This is a genomic window from Duganella rhizosphaerae (assembly GCF_040364205.1).
Classification (GTDB): Bacteria; Pseudomonadota; Gammaproteobacteria; order Burkholderiales; family Burkholderiaceae_D; genus Rugamonas; species Rugamonas rhizosphaerae.
This window is the reverse complement of sequence record NZ_BPWK01000001.1, coordinates 611,805-631,062: the sequence shown is the minus strand read 5'-3', so window position 1 is coordinate 631,062 and position 19,258 is coordinate 611,805. Positions and strand designations below refer to the sequence as shown.

The following is a 19,258-nucleotide window of genomic DNA, read 5'->3' as shown; positions in this document are numbered from 1 at the left end:
CCGACGATCCTTCCCAACCTGACGACGACCCAACATGACAAAGAAACTGTCCCTGCCCGCACTCGTAATCGCGACCTCCTGCCTGGCGCTGAGCGCCGCGCATGCCGCCGCCCCTGCCGCCAGCGCCGCCTCGGCCCTGCCGAAACTGGTGGTGGTGCTGGTGGTGGACGGCCTGCCGAACGAGCAGGTGCAGCGCTATCGCGACCAGTTCGGCCAGGGTGGCCAAGGTGGCTTACGTCGCATGCTGGACCAGGGCGCGTCGTTCAGCAACGCGCACCAGGCGCACGGCATCACCGTCACCGCGATCGGCCACAGCGCCGTGCTGACCGGCGCCTACCCGTATGTGCACGGCATCATCGGCAACAACTGGATCGACCCGGTCACCAAGAAATCCGTGTACTGCACCGAAGACAGCAACTACACCTACATCGGCGAAGAGACCAAGCCGAGCGACGGCACCGCGCCGACCCGCCTGAAAGTCGACACGCTGGGCGACCAGCTGCGCTACGCCACCGGCAGCCGCAGCAAGGTGGTCACCGTCTCCGGCAAGGACCGCGGCGCGATTCTGCTGGCCGGCAAAACCGGCACCGCCTACATGTACATGGACAAGAGCGGCAACTTCGCCAGCAGCACCTTCTACATGAAAGCGCATCCGGCCTGGGTCCAGCAATACCAGGCGACCAAGCCGCAGGACCGCTACTACGGCAAGTCGTGGACGCCGCTGCTGCCCGAAGCGGCCTACGCCGGCGACGCCAGCGAAGACCTGAACCAGGTCAAGCCGGGCAGCCACAACCGCCTGCCCTACGCCTACTACAGCGAAAGCGGCCAGATCGACGCCGGCTACTACAACAGCCTGAAGACCGGCCCCTTCCTCGACCAGCTGACGCTGGACTTCGCGCGCGCCGCGGTGGAAGGCGAAAACCTCGGCCGCAATCCGGCCGGCGTGCCGGACCTGCTGGGCGTGAGCCTGTCGGCGCACGACTACGTCAACCACGCCTTCGGCCCGGAAAGCAAAATGTCGCACGACCACCTGCAGCGCGTGGACCGCATGCTGGGCGACTTCTTCAACTACCTCGACAAGCGCGTCGGCATGGACAACGTGCTGGTGGTGCTGACCGCCGACCACGGCTTCCCGAACACGCCCGAGTTCTCGCAGACCCAGCACATCGACGCCCAGCGCATCGACGGCGACAAGCTGATGGCCGCGCTGGACAAGCACCTGTCGGAAAAATTCGACGGCGCCAAGCTGCTGAGCGCCTGGTCGCTGCCCAACATCCACCTGGACTACGCGCAGATCGACAAGAGCGGCCTGAAACGCGAGGAAGTGGAAACCGCCGCCGCCCGCTACCTGCTGGCGCAGAACGGCATCGTCGAAGCCTACACCCGCACCCAGCTCGAAAGCGGCGCCGCCAACACCACCCGCATCGCCACGCTGATGCGCCGCGCCTGGAACCGCGAAGCGTCGGGCGACCTGATGGTGGTCACCAAGCCTTACTGGTACTTCGGCAGCGGCACCAGCGGCACCTCGCACGGCTCGCCGTACGCCTACGACACCAATGTGCCGCTGCTGATCATGGGCAAACGCTGGATCAAGCCGGGCGCCTACGGCCAGTATGCGGAAGTGGTCGACATCGCGCCGACCCTGGCCAATTTGCTGCACGTGCGGCCGCCGGCCGGTTCCGAGGGCCGGGTGCTGACGGAAACGCTGCGTTAATCGAATGTAATTTGCATATTTGAAATAATTTATTGGCAACAATGGCGAATGGTGTTATTTTTGCATTTCTTACAACAGAGATGGGGAAATGATGAACAAAATCGCATTCGCAGTACTCGCTTTGGTCGCCGGTGTTACCAACGCTGGCGAGTTGTATAACAACGGACCGGTGGTCGATGCCACCGGTGTCTCCGTGATCGGCCAGGACGCCTCCACCTACGGCTTCGGCGCTCAAAGCGGTGCGGGCAATTTCGTTGCCGACGATTTCAATGTCACGGCGGGCAAAAGCTGGAATGTCTCCAGCCTGAGCTTCTTTGGCTACCAGACCGGCGCCAACGGCTTCAGCTTCACTTCGGCCACCTGGAGCATCGTCTCGGGTAGCGACGTCAATTCGGGCACCGTGGTTGCCTCCGGCACCACCGGCGTTACCAATGGCGGCCTGGCCGGCTATCGCGTCACCGAAGGCACGCTCACAAACAAGCAGCGCGCCATCTACACGGTCAACGCCGACATCACCGACGTCACGCTGGCTTCCGGCCACTACTGGCTGACCTGGGGCCTGGCAGGCACCGCCGCTTCCGGTCCATGGCAGCCGCCTACGTCCGACGCCCGTGAAGGCAACGCCGCGCAATCGACCGGCGGCGATCCATTCGCCACGTTGGAGGAAACCGGCAGCGGCTTGTCGGTGGAGCTGCCCTTCGCCGTCAACGGCACCATCGCCGCGGTACCGGAACCGGAAACCTACGCCATGCTGCTCGGCGGTTTGGGCCTGATCGGCCTGGCGCGCCGCCGCGCGCGCCGCGGCTGATCCGGGTTCAGACCAGGGCTTGATGCCGCGACGACGGCTTGCGCGCCAGCAGCTGCGACAGCTTGCGCAAGGCGGCCGCCAAATGGCGGCTGTCGCGGATCGAGCCCAATGAAATACGGATCACGTTCGGCGGGCGCGGGCCCGCGTAGAACGCTTCCGACAATGTCACGGCCAGGCCCTCGGCCTGCGCCGCCTGCGCCAGTTCGTGCGCGGTCCAGTAAGCGGGCAGCGGCAGCCAGACATGGATGCCATCCGCGCCAGCCCCCGCCCCTGCCTCTACCTTGCCGGCCAACAGCTGGTGCGCCATCACCTGGCGCTTGCGCGCCTCCTCCTTCACGCCCGCCAGCAGCCGCTGGGCCGAGCCGTCGTGTATCCACTGCGTGGTCAGCGCCGTCGTCAACGGCGTGGACATCAGCACGAAGGAACGCAGCGCCGTCATGAAAGCCTCGCGCCGCTGCGGATCGGACAGCAGCACGAAGGCCGTGCGCAAGCCCGGCGCCAGGCACTTGGACAACGTCGAAATATAGTTGACCTGGCGCGGCGCGTAATGCGCCAGCGGTGGTGGCGCAGCGTCGGCCAGCAGCCAGTAGGGATCGTCCTCGATGACCTGCACGCCGCAGCGCGCCGTCACCCGTGCGATCTCGCGCCGGCGCGCGGCCGGCATGGTGTGCGTGGTCGGATTTTGCAGCGTCGGGTTCAGGTAGAGCAGCGCCACGCGCTGCTTGCCGCAGGCTTTTTCCAGCGCGTCCGGCAGCATGCCCGCCGCATCCACCTCGACCGCCACCACGCGCCGCCCGAGCTGCGCGGCGGCCGCGCGCAGGCCGGGATACACGGCCGGTTCGGCCAGGATGGTGTCGCCCGGGCGACTCAAGGTCAGGATCAGCGCCGCCAGCGCGGCTTGCGCGCCGGGACACACCACCACCTGCTCCTGGTCCACCCGGCCCAGCATGGGCGCCAGCCACGCGGCGCCGGCTGCGCGGTCGGCCTGGCTGCCGCCGCCCAGGTGGTAGTTCATCAGCAGGCCGCTGTCGGTGCGCAGCAGCACCTGCGCCAGTCCCTGTTTGAGCAGGTCGTCGAAGTCGACGCCGGCCGGCGGCGGCGGGATGTTCATGCTCAGGTCCAGCAGCTGCGCCAGCTCCACCTTGGGCGCGGCAGCGTAGGTACCGCGCGCGCCCCGCCCCTCCAGCAGATTGCGGCGCCTGGCCTCGTCGTAGGCGCGCGTGACCGTGGTCAGGTCGACGTCGAGCAGCTGCGCCAGCCGGCGTTGCGGCGGCAGGCGGTCGCCCGGCTTCAGGCGGCCGTCGGCCAGCGCCTGCTCGACGAAATCGGCGATCTGCAGGTAGCGCGGCCCGGAGTGCTGGGCGAACCGGCCTATCCAGGCGATCGCATGGCTTTCATCTTGTATGGATTTTGACTGCGACATTTTTTCCATATGTATGGATTTTGCTTGCCGCTAGTATGCCTGAAAACCCGACATTCATGCCTCAGTCTGTTCTGGCACTTCCTGGATTTGGTCTGAATTTGTGTCTTCACCTTTGTCTACCTGCGGGAGTTCACATGAAAGCACATCACACCTCTTCCCACGGCGGCCTGCAAAGCCATGGGCTCGGCCTGGCCCTGTCCGCGCTACTGGCACTGGCATCGTTCAGCGCCGTCATGTCCGGCGTAATCCCGCCGGACATGCGGCTGGTGTCCATCGTCGTGCTGGCGGTGGCGCAGTTGCTGGCGCAACTGATCTACTTCCTGCACATGGGCGCGGCGAAGGATCAGCGCGAGAACACGGCGGTCTTCATCTGCACCGCGCTGCTGATCGTGATCGTGGTGGCCGGCTCGCTGTGCGTCATGCACAACGCGAACATCAACATGATGCCAACCGATATGTCGCCGCAGCGGGCGGCATACTTCCATGGGTAGATCAGATTGGCATGGCAAATCGTAAATAAGTTATCACAGGTGGAAGTGCTTCCAGTTATAGTGGGCGTCGACATTCAACTTCCACGATGACGACATGAATAAATACGGTTTGCTGCTGGCTGCTTTCAGTGTGATCGCCGCTCCCTCTTTCGCGGCCGCGCCACGCGCCACCACCGCCACCGGCGTGGTCGAGGGCACTTTGGAGGCTTCCGGCGTCAAATCGTACAAGGGGATACCGTTCGCGGCGCCGCCGGTCGGCGATTTGCGCTGGAAGGCGCCGCAGCCGGCGCAGAAATGGCAGGGCGTGCGCAAGGCCGACCACTTCGGTCCGCGCGCCATGCAGCTGCCGCTGTTCGGCGACATGGTGTTCCGCTCCGACGGCGTCAGCGAAGACTGCCTTTACCTGAACGTCTGGACGCCGGCCAAGTCGGCCAAGGACAAGCTGCCGGTGCTGGTGTACTTCTACGGCGGCGGCTTCGCGGCGGGCGACGGCTCCGAACCGCGCTACGACGGCGAGAGCATGGCCGCCAAAGGCATCGTCACGCTGACGGTCAACTACCGGCTCAATATCTTCGGCTTCCTGGCCCACCCGGAACTGACGGCCGAATCGCCGCACAAGGCCTCCGGCAACTACGGCCTGATGGACCAGGCGGCGGCGCTGCAATGGGTGGCGAAGAACATAGCGGCCTTCGGCGGCGATCCCGCGCGCGTCACCATCGCCGGCGAATCGGCCGGCTCGTGGTCGGTCAGCGCGCAGATGATGTCGCCGTTGGCCAAGGACTTGATCGCCGGCGCCATCGGCGAGAGCGGTTCGCTGCTCGGCCTGGAAGCCCCGCTGCCGCTGGCGATCGCGGAAAAGACAGGCGCCGACTTCGCCGAAAAAATCGGCGCGCCCAAACTGGCCGCGCTGCGCGCCATGCCCGCCCAACAGCTGCTGGACACCCTGAAGCGGCCGGACGCGCCATGGCTCGCCGCCATCCAGGACGGCTATGTGCTGCCCCGCAGCCCGGTCGACATCTACGCCGCGGGCCAGCAGGCCAAGGTGCCGCTGCTGGCCGGATGGAACTCGCAGGAGGGCTACTACAAGCAGGTGCTGGGCGAAGCCGAGCCGACGCCGGAGAACTTCCACAAGATGCTGCAAACGATGTACCGAGACCGCGCCCCGGCCGCGCAGCAAGCCTACAGCGGCGACGTGATGCAGGCCGCCACCGATCTCGCCGGCGACCTGTTCATCGCCCACGGCACCTGGAAGTGGATCGATACCCACGCGCGCACCAGCGGCCAGCCGGTCTATCGCTACTACTATTCGCACCCGCGTCCGGGCCAGACGGGCGCCGGCCATTCGGTCGAAATCGAATACGCGCTGGGTAACCTGCAGACAAATAAAGTGTATGCATGGAGCGCCGGCGACCACGCGCTGTCGGCGCAGATGCAGGCCTACTTCGCCAACTTCATCAAGACCGGAAACCCCAACGGCGCAGGCCTGCCGGAATGGCCGCGCGCCAGCAGCGGCAAGGGCTCCCGCCTGATGCGGCTGGACCTGCCGTCGGCCGCGATGAGCGCCACCGACGACGCCCACCACGCTTTCCAGGACCAGCAGCGGGTCAGCAAATAAGCAAAAATGAAAACTGCCACTTAGTTTGTATTTTATTGTATCGCATGGTAATTCTTTGAAAAGTTGCTATACACTAGCTTCCTTTGTTCGGGAAATCATCAGGAATACAAACTATGCGCAAGAGTATCGGCTTCATCGCCCTTTGCTTGACGGCGTCCGCATTTGCGGCGGAGCCGTTCGACGACAAGTTCCGCCAGCTGGACGAAGTTCTCCCCACCGCCAACTCCTACCGCACCGCCTCCGGCGCACCCGGCGCCGCCTACTGGCAGCAGCGCGCGGACTACACGATCCGCGCCACGCTCGATGAAGCCAAACGCGCCATCACCGGCAGCGAGCAAATCAACTACCACAACAACTCGCCCGATACGCTGAGCTACCTGTGGGTGCAGCTCGACCAGAACATCTACAAAAAAGATTCCGACGCCCGCATGATGCTGACGCAGCCTTCGCGCGAAGCATGGGCCAAGGCGCACACGCCGGAAGAGGGCTACAAGTTCGAAGGCATGCGCGGCATCCTGGCCGGCCGCGAATTCGACGGCGGCTACAACATCAAGTCGGTGGCCGCCGGCGGCCAGCCGCTGAAGTACACCATCAACCGCACCATGATGCGCATCGACCTGCCGGCGCCGCTGAAGCCGGGCCAGAGCTTCGCCTTCAATATCGACTGGTCCTACAACATCAACGAGCAGCAGGTGCTGGGCGGCCGCTCCGGCTACGAGCACTTCGACGATGACAAGAACGACCTGTTCGAAATCGCCCAATGGTATCCGCGCATGGCGGCCTACTACGACGTGATGGGCTGGCAGCACAAGCAGTTCCTGGGCTCGGGCGAATTCACGCTGGAATTCGGCGACTACGACGTGCAGCTGACCGTGCCGGCCGACCACGTGGTGGCCTCCACCGGCGAACTGCAAAACCCGGACGACGTGCTGAGCGCGGCGCAGCGCGACCGCCTGGCCAGGGCGAAAACCGCGACCGCGCCGGTCGTCATCGTCACGCAGGAGGAAGCCGAGAAGGCCGAGAAATCCGTCAGCAAGGCCTCCAAGACCTGGCACTTCAAGGCCGCCAACGTGCGCGACTTCGCCTGGGCCTCCAGCCGCAAGTTCATCTGGGATGCGCAGGGCTTCAAGAAGGATGCCACCAACGTGATGGCGATGTCCTACTATCCGAAGGAAGGCAATCCGCTGTGGGGCAAGTACAGCACCCAGGCCATCATCCACACCATCGACCAGTACAACAAGTACAGCTTCGACTACCCCTACCCGACCGCGATCTCGGTCAACGGGCCGGTCGGCGGCATGGAGTATCCGATGATCTCCTTCAACGGCCCGCGCCCGGCCAAGGACAAGAAGACCGGCGCCCTCACCTGGTCGCAGCAGACCAAGTATGGCCTGATCGGCGTGATCATCCACGAGGTGGGCCACAACTACTACCCGATGATCATCAACTCGGACGAGCGCCAGTGGACCTGGATGGATGAAGGCCTGAACACCTTCGTGCAGTACCTGGCAGAACAGGCGTGGGAAGACAACTACCCGTCGCGCCGCGGCGAGCCGCGCAACATCGTCGACTACATGCGCAGCCAGAACCAGGTGCCGATCATGACCAACTCGGAGTCGCTGCTCCAGTTCGGGAACAACGCCTACGCCAAGCCGGCCACCGGCTTGAACATCCTGCGCGAGACCATTTTGGGCCGCGACCTGTTCGACTACGCCTTCAAGGAATACGCGCGCCGCTGGAAGTTCAAGCGCCCCACCCCGGCCGACTTCTTCCGCACCATGGAAGACGCCTCCGGCACCGACCTTGACTGGTTCTGGCGCGGCTGGTTCTACACCACCGACGCGGTGGACATCAGCATCGACGGCATCAGCGAATACGGCGTGAGCACCAAGGACCCGGAAAAGGAAAAGGCATGGAAGAAGGCGCAGAAGGAAGCGCAGCCGGTGTCGATTTCCGAGCAGCTCAACAAGTCGCTGCCCAAGCGCCTGGACGCCCATCCGGAGCTGAAGGACTTCTACAACGAACATGACGAGTTCACCGTCACCAACAAGGACCGCAACAGCTACGCCGAAGCGATCGAGAAGCTGGAGCCGTGGGAGAAGAAGCTGCTGGACCAGGGCAAGCACCTGTACCTGGTGGACTTCTCCAACGTCGGCGGCCTGGTGATGCCGTTGATCCTGGAGATTGAACTCAAGAGCGGCAAGAAGTACATCGAGCGCATCCCGGCCGAGGTATGGCGCTACTCGCCGAAGAAGATCACCAAGTTGATCGTCACCGACGAGCCGATGGTGGGCCTGACCCAGGATCCGTTCTGGGAAACCGCCGACATCGACACCAGCAACAACAGCTGGCCGCGCAAGGTCACGCAGTCGCGCATGGAGCTGTTCAAGACCGAGCGTGACCGCAACAACCTGATGCGCGACTTCAATACGCCGCTCAAGGGCAAGGGCGACAAGTCGTCCAAGGACTCGTCGGCCGAATGATGCCGCGCGCCCTAGGCCTGGGTTCACGCCTGATCGCAGCTGCCGTGCTGGCGTTGGCCGGCGCGGCGGCGAACGCCCATAATTTTCACATGGGCATAGCCGACATCAGCTACAACGACCGCACCGGCAACACCGAGATCGTCCACACCTACACGGCGCACGATGTGGCGCTGCTGCTGACGAATCTCTACGGCCGCAGTTTCGACCTCGGCCAGGCGGACAGCGAGGCGCCGCTGCGCCGCTACGTCGAACGGCAGTTCTACCTGGAGGGCCCGGACCGCCAGCGCCTGCCGCTGCACTGGGTCGGCGTGAAGGCGGACGCCGACAGCGTCGTCATCTTCCAGGAGATCGAAGGCAGGAAGCTGGCGCGCGCCACGCGCATCCACAACGCCTTGCTGATAGACTTCCTGCCATCGCAAAAGAACACCGTCAACCTGCAAGCCGATGGCCCCGTCCAGACTCTCATCTTCGATCAAGGCAGCGCCGATCAAACCACCCGTTAAATATCTGCTGTTGCTGGCATTGAGCTCGGCGCAGGCCGACGACCAGATCCTGCAACGGGTGCTGATCGAAGGCTCGCGCGGCAGCCAGCTGGGCGTGGCCGATGCCGCCAGCGCCGGCAGCATCTCGCAGCAGGAGCTGGCCGCGCGCACCGTCTACCGCCCCGGCGAAATCCTCGAAGCGGCGCCCGGCCTGATCGTCAGCCAGCATAGCGGCGAGGGCAAGGCCAACCAGTTCTACCTGCGCGGCTTCAACCTCGATCACGGCACCGACCTGCGCACCAGCGTCGACGACATGCCCGTCAACCAGCGCAGCCACGCCCACGGCCAGGGCTGGACCGATTTGAATTTCCTGATCCCGGAACTGGCGGTGCGGCTCGATTACAAGAAAGGGCCCTACTCCGCCGGCGACGGTGATTTCGCTTCGGCCGGCACGGCGTCGGTGGTGTATGCCAACCGCCTGCTGCAAGGCGTGGCCAGCGTGTCGGCCGGCCAGAACGGCTACGGCCGCGCGCTGCTGGCCGACTCGCTGGAGGCCGGCGAAGGCAGCCTGCTGTATGCGATCGAGGTGCTGCACAACGACGGCCCCTACACGCACCCGGACGACTACCAGAAACTGAACGCGGTGCTGCGCTACAGCGAGGGCTATGCCAACAACGGTTTCAACGTCAGCCTGATGGCCTACCGCGCCGACTGGAACTCGACCGACCAGATCCCGCTGCGCGCGGTGCAGGACGGCCGGATCGGCCGCAGCGACGCCATCGATCCGACCGACGGCGGCAAGTCGCACCGCTACAGTCTCTCCGGCGGCTGGCGCCGCACCAGCGAGGACAGCGCCTCCCGCGTCAACGCCTACGTCATCGCCAACCAGCTGGACCTGTATTCCAACTTCACCTACTTCATGGACGACCCGGTGCATGGCGACCAGTTCGCGCAGCCGGACAGGCGCGTCACCAGCGGCGTCAACGCGAGCCACAGCTGGCACCAGCACATGGCCGGCGGCGACAGCGCCACCACCATCGGCATCCAGCTGCAAAACGATAATATCTTCAACGGCCTGCTGACTACGCAGGCGCGCCAGCCGCTGGCTGTGGTGCGGCGGGATCACATCGTCGAATCCAGCGCCGGGATGTACGTCGAGAACAGCATGCGCTGGAACAGCGCCTTCCGCACCGTGGCGGGCGCGCGCTTCGACAGCTACCGCTTCGACGTCCGCAGCGGTCTGGCGGCTAACTCCGGCAAGGCCGGCGACCATCTGGTGAGTCCGAGCCTGAGCCTGATCTACGGGCCGTGGCAGACGGTGGAACTGTACGCCAACATCGGCAACGGCTTCCACAGCAACGACGCGCGCGGCGCCACCATCCGCATCGATCCGAAGACCGGCGCGGCGGTCGACAAGGTGTCGCCGCTGGTGCGTTCGCGCGGCATGGAGCTGGGCGCGCGCAGCAGCTGGCTGCCCGGCCTGCAATCGTCGCTGTCGGTGTACCGGCTGGATTTCGATTCGGAGTTGAGCTTTGTCGGCGACGCCGGCACCACCGAGGCGGGGCGGCCGAGCCGCCGCTACGGCGTGGAACTGTCGAACTACTACAAGCCGCTGCAATGGCTGTCGGTCGACCTGGACCTGGCCTACGCGCGCGCCCGTTCGCGCGATGAAAAGCTGGAAGGCGCGCCGGAGGGCGACCATATCCCCGGCGCCATCGAAGGCACGGGCCAGCTGGCGCTGACCGTGGACGATGGCGGTCCTTATTCGGGCTCGCTGAAGCTGCGCTATTTCGGACCGCGTCCTCTGATCGAGGACAACAGCGTGCGCTCCAAGTCCAGCCTGACGTTGAACGCCCGTTTCGGATGGAAGATCCGCAAGGGCCTGACGCTGGAGCTGGAAGCCTTCAACCTGACCAAGCGCCGCGACTCCGCCATCGACTACTACTACCCGTCGCAGCTGAAGGGCGAAGCGGCGCCGGTCAGCGACATCCACTTCCACCCGATCGAATCGCGCTCGCTGCGGGCGACGCTGGTTAAGAACTTCTAGCCACGCTCGTTCAGCATCGGGAAGCCGCGCTGGTGCCACACCGGATAGGCCGGCGACACATCGCTGGCCTGCTCCAGCAGCGCGTTCTGCTCGGCGCTCAGGCGCCAGCCGGTGGCGCCGATGTTGTCGATCAGCTGCTGCTCATCGCGCGCGCCGATGATCACGCTGGAGATGGTTTTCTTCCCCAGCAGCCAGTTCAGCGCCACCTGCGGGATGGTCTTGCCGGTCTGTTCGGCCACGACATCGAGTGCATCGACAATGCGGAACAGGCGCTCTTCCTCGAAGCCAGGGCCGGTGCCGGCGATATCGTGCGCGCGCGTGCCCGGCTTGGCCGGCTGGCCACGGCGGATTTTTCCGGTCAGTTTGCCCCAGCCCAGCGGGCTCCAGACCATCGCACCGACGCCCTGGTCTTCGGCCAGCGGCATCAGCTCCCATTCGTAGTCGCGGTTCAGCAGCGAGTAGTAGACCTGGTGCGCGACGTGACGCGGATAGCCGTAGCGGTCCGACACCGCCAGCGATTTCATCATGTGCCAGCCGGAGAAGTTGGAGCCGCCGATATAGCGCACCTTGCCCGAGCGGACCAACTGGTCCAGCGTGGACAGCGTTTCCTCGACCGGGGTATTGTTGTCCTGGCCGTGCAATTGCAGCAGGTCGATATGCTCGACTTGCAGCCGTTGCAGGCACTGGTCGACCGCGGCGATCAGATGCTGGCGCGACGAACCGAAGTCGTTGGCGCCGGGGCCGGACGGGAAAGTGACTTTGGTGGAGATCAGCAGGCGGTTGCGCTTGCCCTTGATGGCCTGGCCGAGGATCTGCTCGGCCAGTCCGTCCGAATAAACATCGGCGGAATCGAACATCGATACGCCGTGTTCGAGGCAGACATCGATCAGGCGGGCGGCGCCGCCGGCATCCGTGCTGCCCCAGGCCTTGAAGAAGTCGTTGCCGCCGCCAAAAGTGCCGGTGCCAAAACTGAGTTCCGGCACGCGCAAGCCGGATTTTCCGAGACGGTTATGCTCCATCGCTACCCTCCATAATATGAATATGGATTCTAGCTTAAAAAGCAACCCCGCACCGCCAGCCAGGGGTCTGCCCCCGAGGGGTCAGACCCCGCCTTGGCTCGGGGGGCGCGTCTTAATCAGAACTCTTCCCACTCGTCCTTGCTGGCGGCCGCGCTGACCTTCAGCTTCTTCGGCGCGGCTGCCGGCTGGGCGGCGGGCTTGGGACGCGGGGCCTTGGGCAGCGTCGCGACCACCGGCGCGGCGGCGCGCACCGGGCGCTTCGGCGGCGCATACGCCGCAGCCGAGGCGTTGATCTTGAACGCGCTGACCACTTGTTCCAGCTTGTCGGCCTGGTCGCGCAGGGTCTGCGCGGCGGCGGCGGTTTCTTCCACCAGCGCCGAATTCTGCTGCGTGGTCTGATCCATCTGCGTCACCGCCTGGTGGACTTGCGCGATGCCGTCGTTCTGCTCCTGCGTGGCCGCGCTGATCTCGCCGACGATGTCGGTCACCTGCTTGATGCTGGCGACGACTTCCTGCATCGTCGTACCGGCCTGCTCCACCAGCTTGGTGCCGGAACCGACCTTCTCCACCGAATCGTCGATCAGCGCCTTGATCTCCTTGGCCGCTGCGGCCGAGCGCTGCGCCAGGTTGCGCACCTCGGTGGCCACCACCGCGAAGCCGCGGCCCTGTTCACCGGCGCGCGCCGCTTCCACCGCAGCGTTCAGCGCCAGGATGTTGGTCTGGAAGGCGATGCCGTCGATGACCGAAATAATGTCGACGATCTTGCGCGACGATTCGTTGATCGATCCCATCGTCACCACCACCTGCTCCACCACCGTGCCGCCCTGCGCCGCCACGTCCGACGCCGAGCGCGCCAGCTGGTTGGCCTGGCGGGCGTTGTCGGCGTTCTGGCCGACGGTGGAGGTCAGCTGCTCCATGCTGGCCGCGGTCTGCTCCAGCGCCGCCGCCTGCGACGAGGTGCGCTGCGACAGGTCGCCGGTGCCGCTGGCGATATCCTGCGAGGCCGTGCCGACGGCGATGGTCGACGCGCGCACGGCGTCGATCACGCCGGCGATCTGCTCCAGCAGCTTGTTGAACGCCACGGCGGTGTGGCCGATTTCATCCATGCGCTCGACCTTGATCTGGTGCGTCAGGTCCAGCGACTGGCTCACGTCTTCCAGCGTATCGCGGATCGACGCCAGGCTGCCCTTGATGATGACGTACAGCTGCCACGCCAGCGCGCCGGTCACCAGCAGGCCAAGCACCACCGCGCTCACCATCAGGCGGAAGGCGAATTTGTAGGCGGCGTCGCTCTCCTCGCGCACGTCGCTGATCAGCTTATTGTTGTAGGCGATATGGTCGTCGAAGCCTTTCTTGACGGCGCCGGCGGACAGCGCCAGCGGCGTGCCGGCCAGCAGCGTGGCGCGCACCGCGTCCATGTCGCCGGCGTGGGCGCCGGCCAGGAACGGAATCAGCGCCTGGCGGTAGGCCGCCATGTTGGCCTTGTCCGCTTCCAGCATCTTGCGGTCGGTGTCGTCGAAGATGCGTTCCTTTTCATAGGTCGCGATGACTTCGTCAAATTTGGCGTGGGCCTCGTTGTAGGCCTTGTCCAGGGCAGTCTTGTCGGCCAGGTTGGAGAACACCGACAGGCGGTAGCCGGCCAGGCGGCTATCAGCAAGGTAGCCTTTGGCCATGTTCAAGCCGGCGATGCTGGGGATCAAACGGGTTTGCACCATGTCGAGGCGCTGCTGCGCCCGGGACAGTTGGGTAAGGCCGGTAATACCGACGAAAATCAGCGCGAGCAACGCCAATGACAGAGTCAAGATCAAGCGCTTTGTAATAGTCATGGTGACTGTCCATAGTGTGGAGGAGTGAGGAAAGAGCCAGCCGTCTGTGCGGCCATGGGCCAGTATAGCGGAACGGTATTACCGCAAAATAACTAAGCGACAATTTCCGCCGCATTGCTACTAAAACGCAACGCATGCAATTCGCAACCCCGTCAAGCCAGGGCTGGATACCCGGCCGCTTGCGCCTCGGCCTCGATCTGCAGGATGCGGCCGTAATCGGCGTCGCTGCGCTGCTCGAAGCCCCGGATACGCAGGCTGTCGCATAGCGCGCGCAGCGCCGGCGTGGGGCTCAGCAAGGCGGCACGCAAGCGCGCCGTCAACTCCGGCGGCGCCTTGCTGTTTGCAACCCAGGGCAATCCCGGAGATGGCGCCGAATGCTGCAAAATGGTTAAACCCTGCAGGCTCGCGGGGTCTTCCTGCATCAGATAGCCGAAGGTCACGCAATCGATGGACGCAATCGCGGCCGCGCCTTCGCGCACCATGCGCAGGCTGGCCGCGTGGCTGCCGGACCACTTCACCGCTTCGAAGTAGCGCCCATCCAGCGACCAGCGCGCCACGGCGTGCCGCAGCACGTTCATGCCGCTGTTCGATTGCGGATCGTTGACCGCCGCGACGCGCCCGCGCGCATCGGCCAGGCTGCGGATGCCGCCGCCCTCGCGCGCGACGATGAAGCTGGAATAGTCGCTGCCCTCGCAGCCGGGAAAGTCGAAGCACGGGGTGGCCAGCAGGGTCACATGGTCGCGCAACTGTGTCAAGTAGGGATATCCACAGGTCTGGCTCAGCAGCACGTCCGGTTGCCGCCAGAACGCCGGCAGGTCTGCCGGCCGCGCCAATTCGGCCCGCACGCCCGTTGCGTCGGCCAGCGCCAGCAGCAGCGCCTCGTATCCGTGCTGGAGGCGCGGCGAGACGTTGTACATCGGCAGGGCGAATTTCCAGTTCATGTGTCGGGCATGTTCGGGTGGACCGGCGCGTCGACCGGGGTGAAGCCGAAGCGGCGCATCAGCTCTCCATAGCCGTGCAGATGGAAGCCGCCGCTGCGCGTATTGTATGCCGCCCGCCGCGCGTGGTACACGCGCGGCAGCAGATACCACGGCAAGGACGGCAGGTCATGGTGCACCAGGTGCAGGTTATTGTTCAGGAATAGCACCCGGAACACGAAGCCCGCCTCATTGAGCACGATGCGCTGCTTGTGCTCCGCCGCCGGGCGATGTTCGTAGTAGGACCGTATCATCGTCAGCGACTGCGCCGGATACGAGATCGCCAGCACGTAGTACAGCGGCGACATGCCGAACGCCGCATGCACCCACCACAGCAGCCCCCCCAGCATGGCGAAGTGGATCAGCCACATCGGCACGTTGCGCCACTCGCCGCGCAGGGGCTGGCGCAGCGCCTCGCTCCACGCGGCGGCGACGGCGATCGCCGGGCCGACCAGCAGCCGTCCCCAGAAGGTCTTGTTGAACCAGTACAGCAGCCGCACCGGCTTGCCCAGGCCAGCCCACACGGCGGGCGACACGTAGTAGCTCTCGGTGTCGAGCGCCGGCATCGTCAGGTGAAAGTCGATGTGGTGGCGCAGATGGCTGTCGCGGTAGAGCCGGTACGGATACCAGATCGCCAGCGGCGCATAGCCGAACAGGCGGTTGACCCAGGCCCACGGCGTCGGATGGCCGTGGATCAGCTCATGCTGGAGCGACATATACCAGGCGCACCACCAGATCATCAGCAAGGTGGCCGGCACGTCGCCGATCCGGCGCCAGTACGTCAGCGTCAGCAGCCAGCCGCCGTAGATCACGGCGATCAGCAGCCAGGTGGGCCACTCCCCCCGCCACAGCAGGCGCCCGCGCTCGGCCGCCACTTCGGCGCGCTGAAACGCGTCCACGTACTCGGAGCGCTGCTGTTTCAGGCTGGGGGAATCCATCGCGGGCGATCAGAAGCGCGCCTTGACGCGCAAGCCCAGCGTGCGCGGACGCACCATGAACAAGGTATCCCCCGGCTGGATGGCGATGGTGTTCGGCGTGACGTCGCTGATCTTGGCGCCGTTGGTCAGGTTGGTGCCGAACAGGCCGAACTCGTAGGCGCCCGTCTTGTAGGTGACGGTGGCGTTGACCGTGTTCGACGACGGTATCTGCGCATAGCTGCCCTGCGCCGCCGCGAAGTTGGTGTAGGCGTCGCTATGGTAGGCATAGCTGGCGGCGATGCCCACTTCGTCGTTGCCGCGCACGGGGACGGAATAGCTGGCCGTCGCCGTGGCGGACAGGCGCGGCGCATACGGCGCGCGGCTGCCTTCCGGGATGTTCTGCGCGGCGATGCCGGTCACCACGGTGCGGGTGGCGTAGGCGTGATTGTAGGCGGCGCTCAGTCCCAGCGACGCGCGGCGCGTCAGCTTGAAGGCGGTTTCCAGCTCCAGGCCTTCGCTGCGGATCTTGCCGGCGTTCTGCGTGAAGTAGTAGGTGCACGGCAGCTTGTTAAACACCTGCACGTCCTTCCACTCGATCACATAAGCGCTGGCATTGAAAGTCATGCGCTGCTCCAGCAGCGTATTCTTCGAGCCGACTTCGTAATTCCACAGGCTGTCCGGCGCGAAGGTGGCCGGCGCGTTCACGCCGCAGAAGTTGAAAGGCACCGGCTGGTTGTTGCCGCCGTAGCGGAAGCCCTTGCCCACCGAGGCATACAGCGTATGGTCCGCATCGACATGGTAGGCGGCGGCGAAGCGCGGGTTGGCGCCCCGCGAGGTGGCGCTGCTGTCGCTCAGCTCCGGCTGGCCGACCGGCGCCGACGGCGTCGCGCCGACCAGGTTGCCGAACAGGCCGGTGAAGCGCAGGTCGAAGTCCTGCGTGCCCTTGAACAGGCGCAGGCCGGCCGTCAGGTCCAGCTTGTCCCATACCGTGTACGTGCCTTCGGCGAACAAGGCCAGCTGGCGCGATTTGGTGTTCTGCGTGCCGGAGAAGAAATCGTTCGGATTGAAGGCCAGGTCGTTGGCCTGCGAGTTATAGCCGGGGAAGTTGTGGGTGGCGGCGAAGCGTTCGTCGAAGCCGGTGGTCGGCTCGTCCTGGCGCGTATTGCGCTTGCCGGTTTCGAAGAAGGCGCCGGCGGTCCACTTCAGCGGGCCGGAGCCCTTGGAGTTGAGGCGGAACTCCTGCGCGAAATCCTTGACCGCGTTGCCGATCGTGTAGGCGGCCTGCATCAGCGGATTTTTCCCGCCGAAGATGAAGGCGGTGGCCGGATACTGGGCCGAGGTCACGTACAGGGTGTCGCGGTGCAGGTAGGAGGTCGACGACACCAGCTGGGCGCCGCCCAGGTCATAGCTGACGCCCAGGTTATACAGTTGCAGCTTGTCGTTGCTGGTCTGCGGCAGCAAGGCGATGGTGGTGAACGGCGCCAGTCCCGCATAGGCGTCGTTGACGCCGCCCTTGATGTTGGAGGCGGTGGCGCTGGCGTCGATCAGCAGGTCCGGCGAGGCGCGCAGGCGCAGGGCGGCGCGGCCCTGGTTGGTGGAGACGTCGTTGGTGGTGTTGCCGAAGGTACTGCTGCCAATAAGTTGATTGCGGATATAGCCGGAATCTGTGCCGGTGTAGCCGGTCAGGCGCAGGCCCAGCACATCGGCCTTCAGCGGCAGATTGACCATGCCGCGCAGGTTGCGGTTGGCGCCGCCGAAGCCGGAGGTGTTCGAGCCCACCGCCTCCGCCGTGCCGAACAGCTCGCCCAGCTCCGGTTTTTGCGTGATCTGGCGCACCGCGCCCGCCATCGCGCCGGCGCCGAACAGCGTGCCCTGCGGCCCTTGCAGCACTTCGATGCGCTCCAGGTCCAGCACCTTCAGGTCGGGATTGGACGATTTCAGCGTCACCGGCATGTCGTCGATATACACCGCCACCAGCGACGAATCCTGCACCTCGGACGGCACGATGCCGCGCACCACCAGCCCGCGCATGGTGATGTTGTTGACGCCCGGCGCCTGCTGCTGCACCGACATGGCCGGCACCAGGCTGGCGATATCGTTGAGGTTGCCCTGGCCGTAGCGCGTCAGGCTGTCCGGCTTCAGCACCGTGATCGCCGCCGGCACCTGCTGCACATCGACCGCGCCGGCCGAGCGCGTGGCGGTGACCTCGACGCGCTCGATTTTTCCCGTGCCCACTTCCGTCTCGGCCGCCTGCGCGGCGGCCAGCGCGCCAACCGACCACAGCGCCAACGCGCAGGACGCTTTCACTTGCTTATCCATCTGTTCCCTTAAGTCATGTCTCTCAGGGGCGAAGTATAGCGAGCGGCAAGCGCTTTGAACACGAAGATAATCGCACTAGTTTATGTGGCGGCCGTTGGCCGAGGTGGCTACTGCGTGTGCCAACGCACAGCGGCGGCATGGCGACGGCGCCAGAATGCAGGCATGGATATCTCGCCCGCACACCCCAAGCCGCCGCCAGCCGCCTATGCCCTGCATCGCCAGATGAGAGCGGTGCAGCGCTGCATGTCGGCGGCAACGGTGGAGGAATCGGTCAGGGCGACCAGATGGGCGAGCGCCTGGTACCGGCTGGTGCAACGCAAGCTGGACCAGCTCCAGCATGCGCCCAGGTACAGGCATTAGACGGGGACGTAGCAGCCGCCGGCATGGCGTTCCATGGCGCTGCGGTCAAGTACGACGACGGTGCCGCGGCGGCATTCGATCATGCCTTTTTCTTGCAGTTTGCCGGCGCAGCAGGTGATGCTTTCGCGCCGCACGCCCAGCAGGTTGGCGATCGTTTCCTGGGTGACTTTCAATTCGTTCGACAGCGAGCGGTCCAGCCGTTCCAGCAGCCAACGGCACAGGCGCTGCTCGATGCTGCCGTGGCGCGCGCCGGCCACCGTCTGCGCCAGCTGGGCAAACAAGGCGCTGGTGTGGCGCATCAGTTGCTGGGCCAGTGCGCCGCCGTCGAAGAAGGCCGCGCGCAGCACCGAGGCGCGGATGCGGTAGCCGTAGCCGGCGCTCTGCACCACGGCCGAGCAGTTGGCGCGTTCGCTTTCATACATCGACACGCCGACCACACCGTCGCGGCCGACCACGCCGATCTCGGAGGCGCCGCCGTCTTCGGTGACAAATTGCAGCGAGACGATGGCGTTGGTGGGGAAGTAGGCGTATTCCATCTTGTCGCCGAAGTCGAACAGGTGTTTGCCTGCGTCCAGCGGCACCAGTTCCAGGTGTTCAAACAAACTGATCAGTTCTTCGCGGGACAGTGCGCGCAGCAAGTCGTTCTGCTGGGCGCCGGTCAGGCTGACGACCGGTGCGGATGCTTCTGCCTGAGTGCTGCGCACTGCATGATGCGATACGGAAGGATGGGTAGCATGGTACATGGCGAGCCTCTTGTGAGTTGTTGATCATTGCGAC

At 65.2% G+C, this 19,258-nt stretch carries 14 protein-coding genes; 7 read left to right on the top strand and 7 right to left on the bottom strand.

Translation table 11 applies throughout. The features are described from left to right. Positions 1-34: 34 nt before the first annotated feature. Complete coding sequence (locus RUGAMON1_RS02810; RefSeq protein WP_445229057.1) at positions 35-1,714, top strand: alkaline phosphatase family protein; 1,680 nt, start codon at positions 35-37, stop codon at positions 1,712-1,714. A gap of 88 nt (positions 1,715-1,802) precedes the next feature. After that, entirely contained in the window at positions 1,803-2,522 is a 720-nt protein-coding gene (locus RUGAMON1_RS02805; protein ID WP_445229056.1) for a PEP-CTERM sorting domain-containing protein, read from the top strand. Positions 2,523-2,529: 7 nt separating this feature from the next. Here the strand turns inward: RUGAMON1_RS02805 and RUGAMON1_RS02800 are convergent, their stop codons facing one another. Next, a complete protein-coding gene (locus RUGAMON1_RS02800) occupies positions 2,530-3,945 on the bottom strand; it encodes an aminotransferase-like domain-containing protein (protein WP_445229055.1) in 1,416 nt (471 codons plus the stop codon). A gap of 134 nt (positions 3,946-4,079) precedes the next feature. On the opposite strand from RUGAMON1_RS02800, the gene cyoD reads away from it, so the two are divergent. From cyoD to RUGAMON1_RS02775, 5 genes are all read left to right on the top strand, one after another. Continuing rightward, positions 4,080-4,436, top strand: coding sequence for a cytochrome o ubiquinol oxidase subunit IV (cyoD, locus tag RUGAMON1_RS02795; protein WP_445229054.1), 357 nt, complete (start codon positions 4,080-4,082; stop codon positions 4,434-4,436). 94 nt (positions 4,437-4,530) lie between these two features. Beyond that, positions 4,531-6,051 (top strand): carboxylesterase/lipase family protein, encoded by a 1,521-nt coding sequence (locus tag RUGAMON1_RS02790; RefSeq protein WP_445229053.1) that lies wholly within the window; start codon positions 4,531-4,533, stop codon positions 6,049-6,051. A gap of 113 nt (positions 6,052-6,164) precedes the next feature. Then, entirely contained in the window at positions 6,165-8,534 is a 2,370-nt protein-coding gene (locus RUGAMON1_RS02785; protein WP_445229052.1) for a M1 family metallopeptidase, read from the top strand. Then, entirely contained in the window at positions 8,531-9,037 is a 507-nt protein-coding gene (locus RUGAMON1_RS02780; RefSeq protein WP_445229051.1) for a DUF6702 family protein, read from the top strand. Before RUGAMON1_RS02785 ends, RUGAMON1_RS02780 begins: the two co-directional genes overlap by 4 nt. Next, positions 8,979-11,063 carry a TonB-dependent receptor gene (locus tag RUGAMON1_RS02775; RefSeq protein ID WP_445229050.1) on the top strand — a complete coding sequence of 695 codons (2,085 nt, stop codon included), beginning with the start codon at positions 8,979-8,981 and terminating at the stop codon, positions 11,061-11,063. Before RUGAMON1_RS02780 ends, RUGAMON1_RS02775 begins: the two co-directional genes overlap by 59 nt. Here the strand turns inward: RUGAMON1_RS02775 and RUGAMON1_RS02770 are convergent. The 6 genes from RUGAMON1_RS02770 to RUGAMON1_RS02745 form a co-directional block, all read right to left on the bottom strand. After that, a complete protein-coding gene (locus RUGAMON1_RS02770; protein ID WP_445229049.1) occupies positions 11,060-12,082 on the bottom strand; it encodes an aldo/keto reductase in 1,023 nt (340 codons plus the stop codon). The two genes, RUGAMON1_RS02775 and RUGAMON1_RS02770, sit on opposite strands and share 4 nt — an antisense overlap. A 116-nt stretch (positions 12,083-12,198) precedes the next feature. Next, the gene (locus RUGAMON1_RS02765; RefSeq protein WP_445229048.1) at positions 12,199-13,908 is read right to left on the bottom strand and encodes a methyl-accepting chemotaxis protein; all 1,710 of its coding nucleotides are present in this window, start codon (positions 13,906-13,908) and stop codon (positions 12,199-12,201) included. 152 nt (positions 13,909-14,060) lie between these two features. Further along, positions 14,061-14,849, bottom strand: a complete 789-nt coding sequence (locus RUGAMON1_RS02760) for a phosphate/phosphite/phosphonate ABC transporter substrate-binding protein (RefSeq protein WP_445229047.1) — start codon at positions 14,847-14,849, stop codon at positions 14,061-14,063. Then, positions 14,846-15,823 (bottom strand): fatty acid desaturase, encoded by a 978-nt coding sequence (locus RUGAMON1_RS02755; protein WP_445229046.1) that lies wholly within the window; start codon positions 15,821-15,823, stop codon positions 14,846-14,848. Before RUGAMON1_RS02755 ends, RUGAMON1_RS02760 begins: the two co-directional genes overlap by 4 nt. A 9-nt stretch (positions 15,824-15,832) precedes the next feature. Further along, positions 15,833-18,109: a TonB-dependent receptor gene (locus tag RUGAMON1_RS02750; RefSeq protein ID WP_445229045.1), complete on the bottom strand. Its 2,277-nt coding sequence runs from the start codon at positions 18,107-18,109 to the stop codon at positions 15,833-15,835. 368 nt (positions 18,110-18,477) lie between these two features. Continuing rightward, positions 18,478-19,224: a Crp/Fnr family transcriptional regulator gene (locus RUGAMON1_RS02745; RefSeq protein WP_445229044.1), complete on the bottom strand. Its 747-nt coding sequence runs from the start codon at positions 19,222-19,224 to the stop codon at positions 18,478-18,480. Between the last annotated feature and the right edge of the window lie 34 nt (positions 19,225-19,258).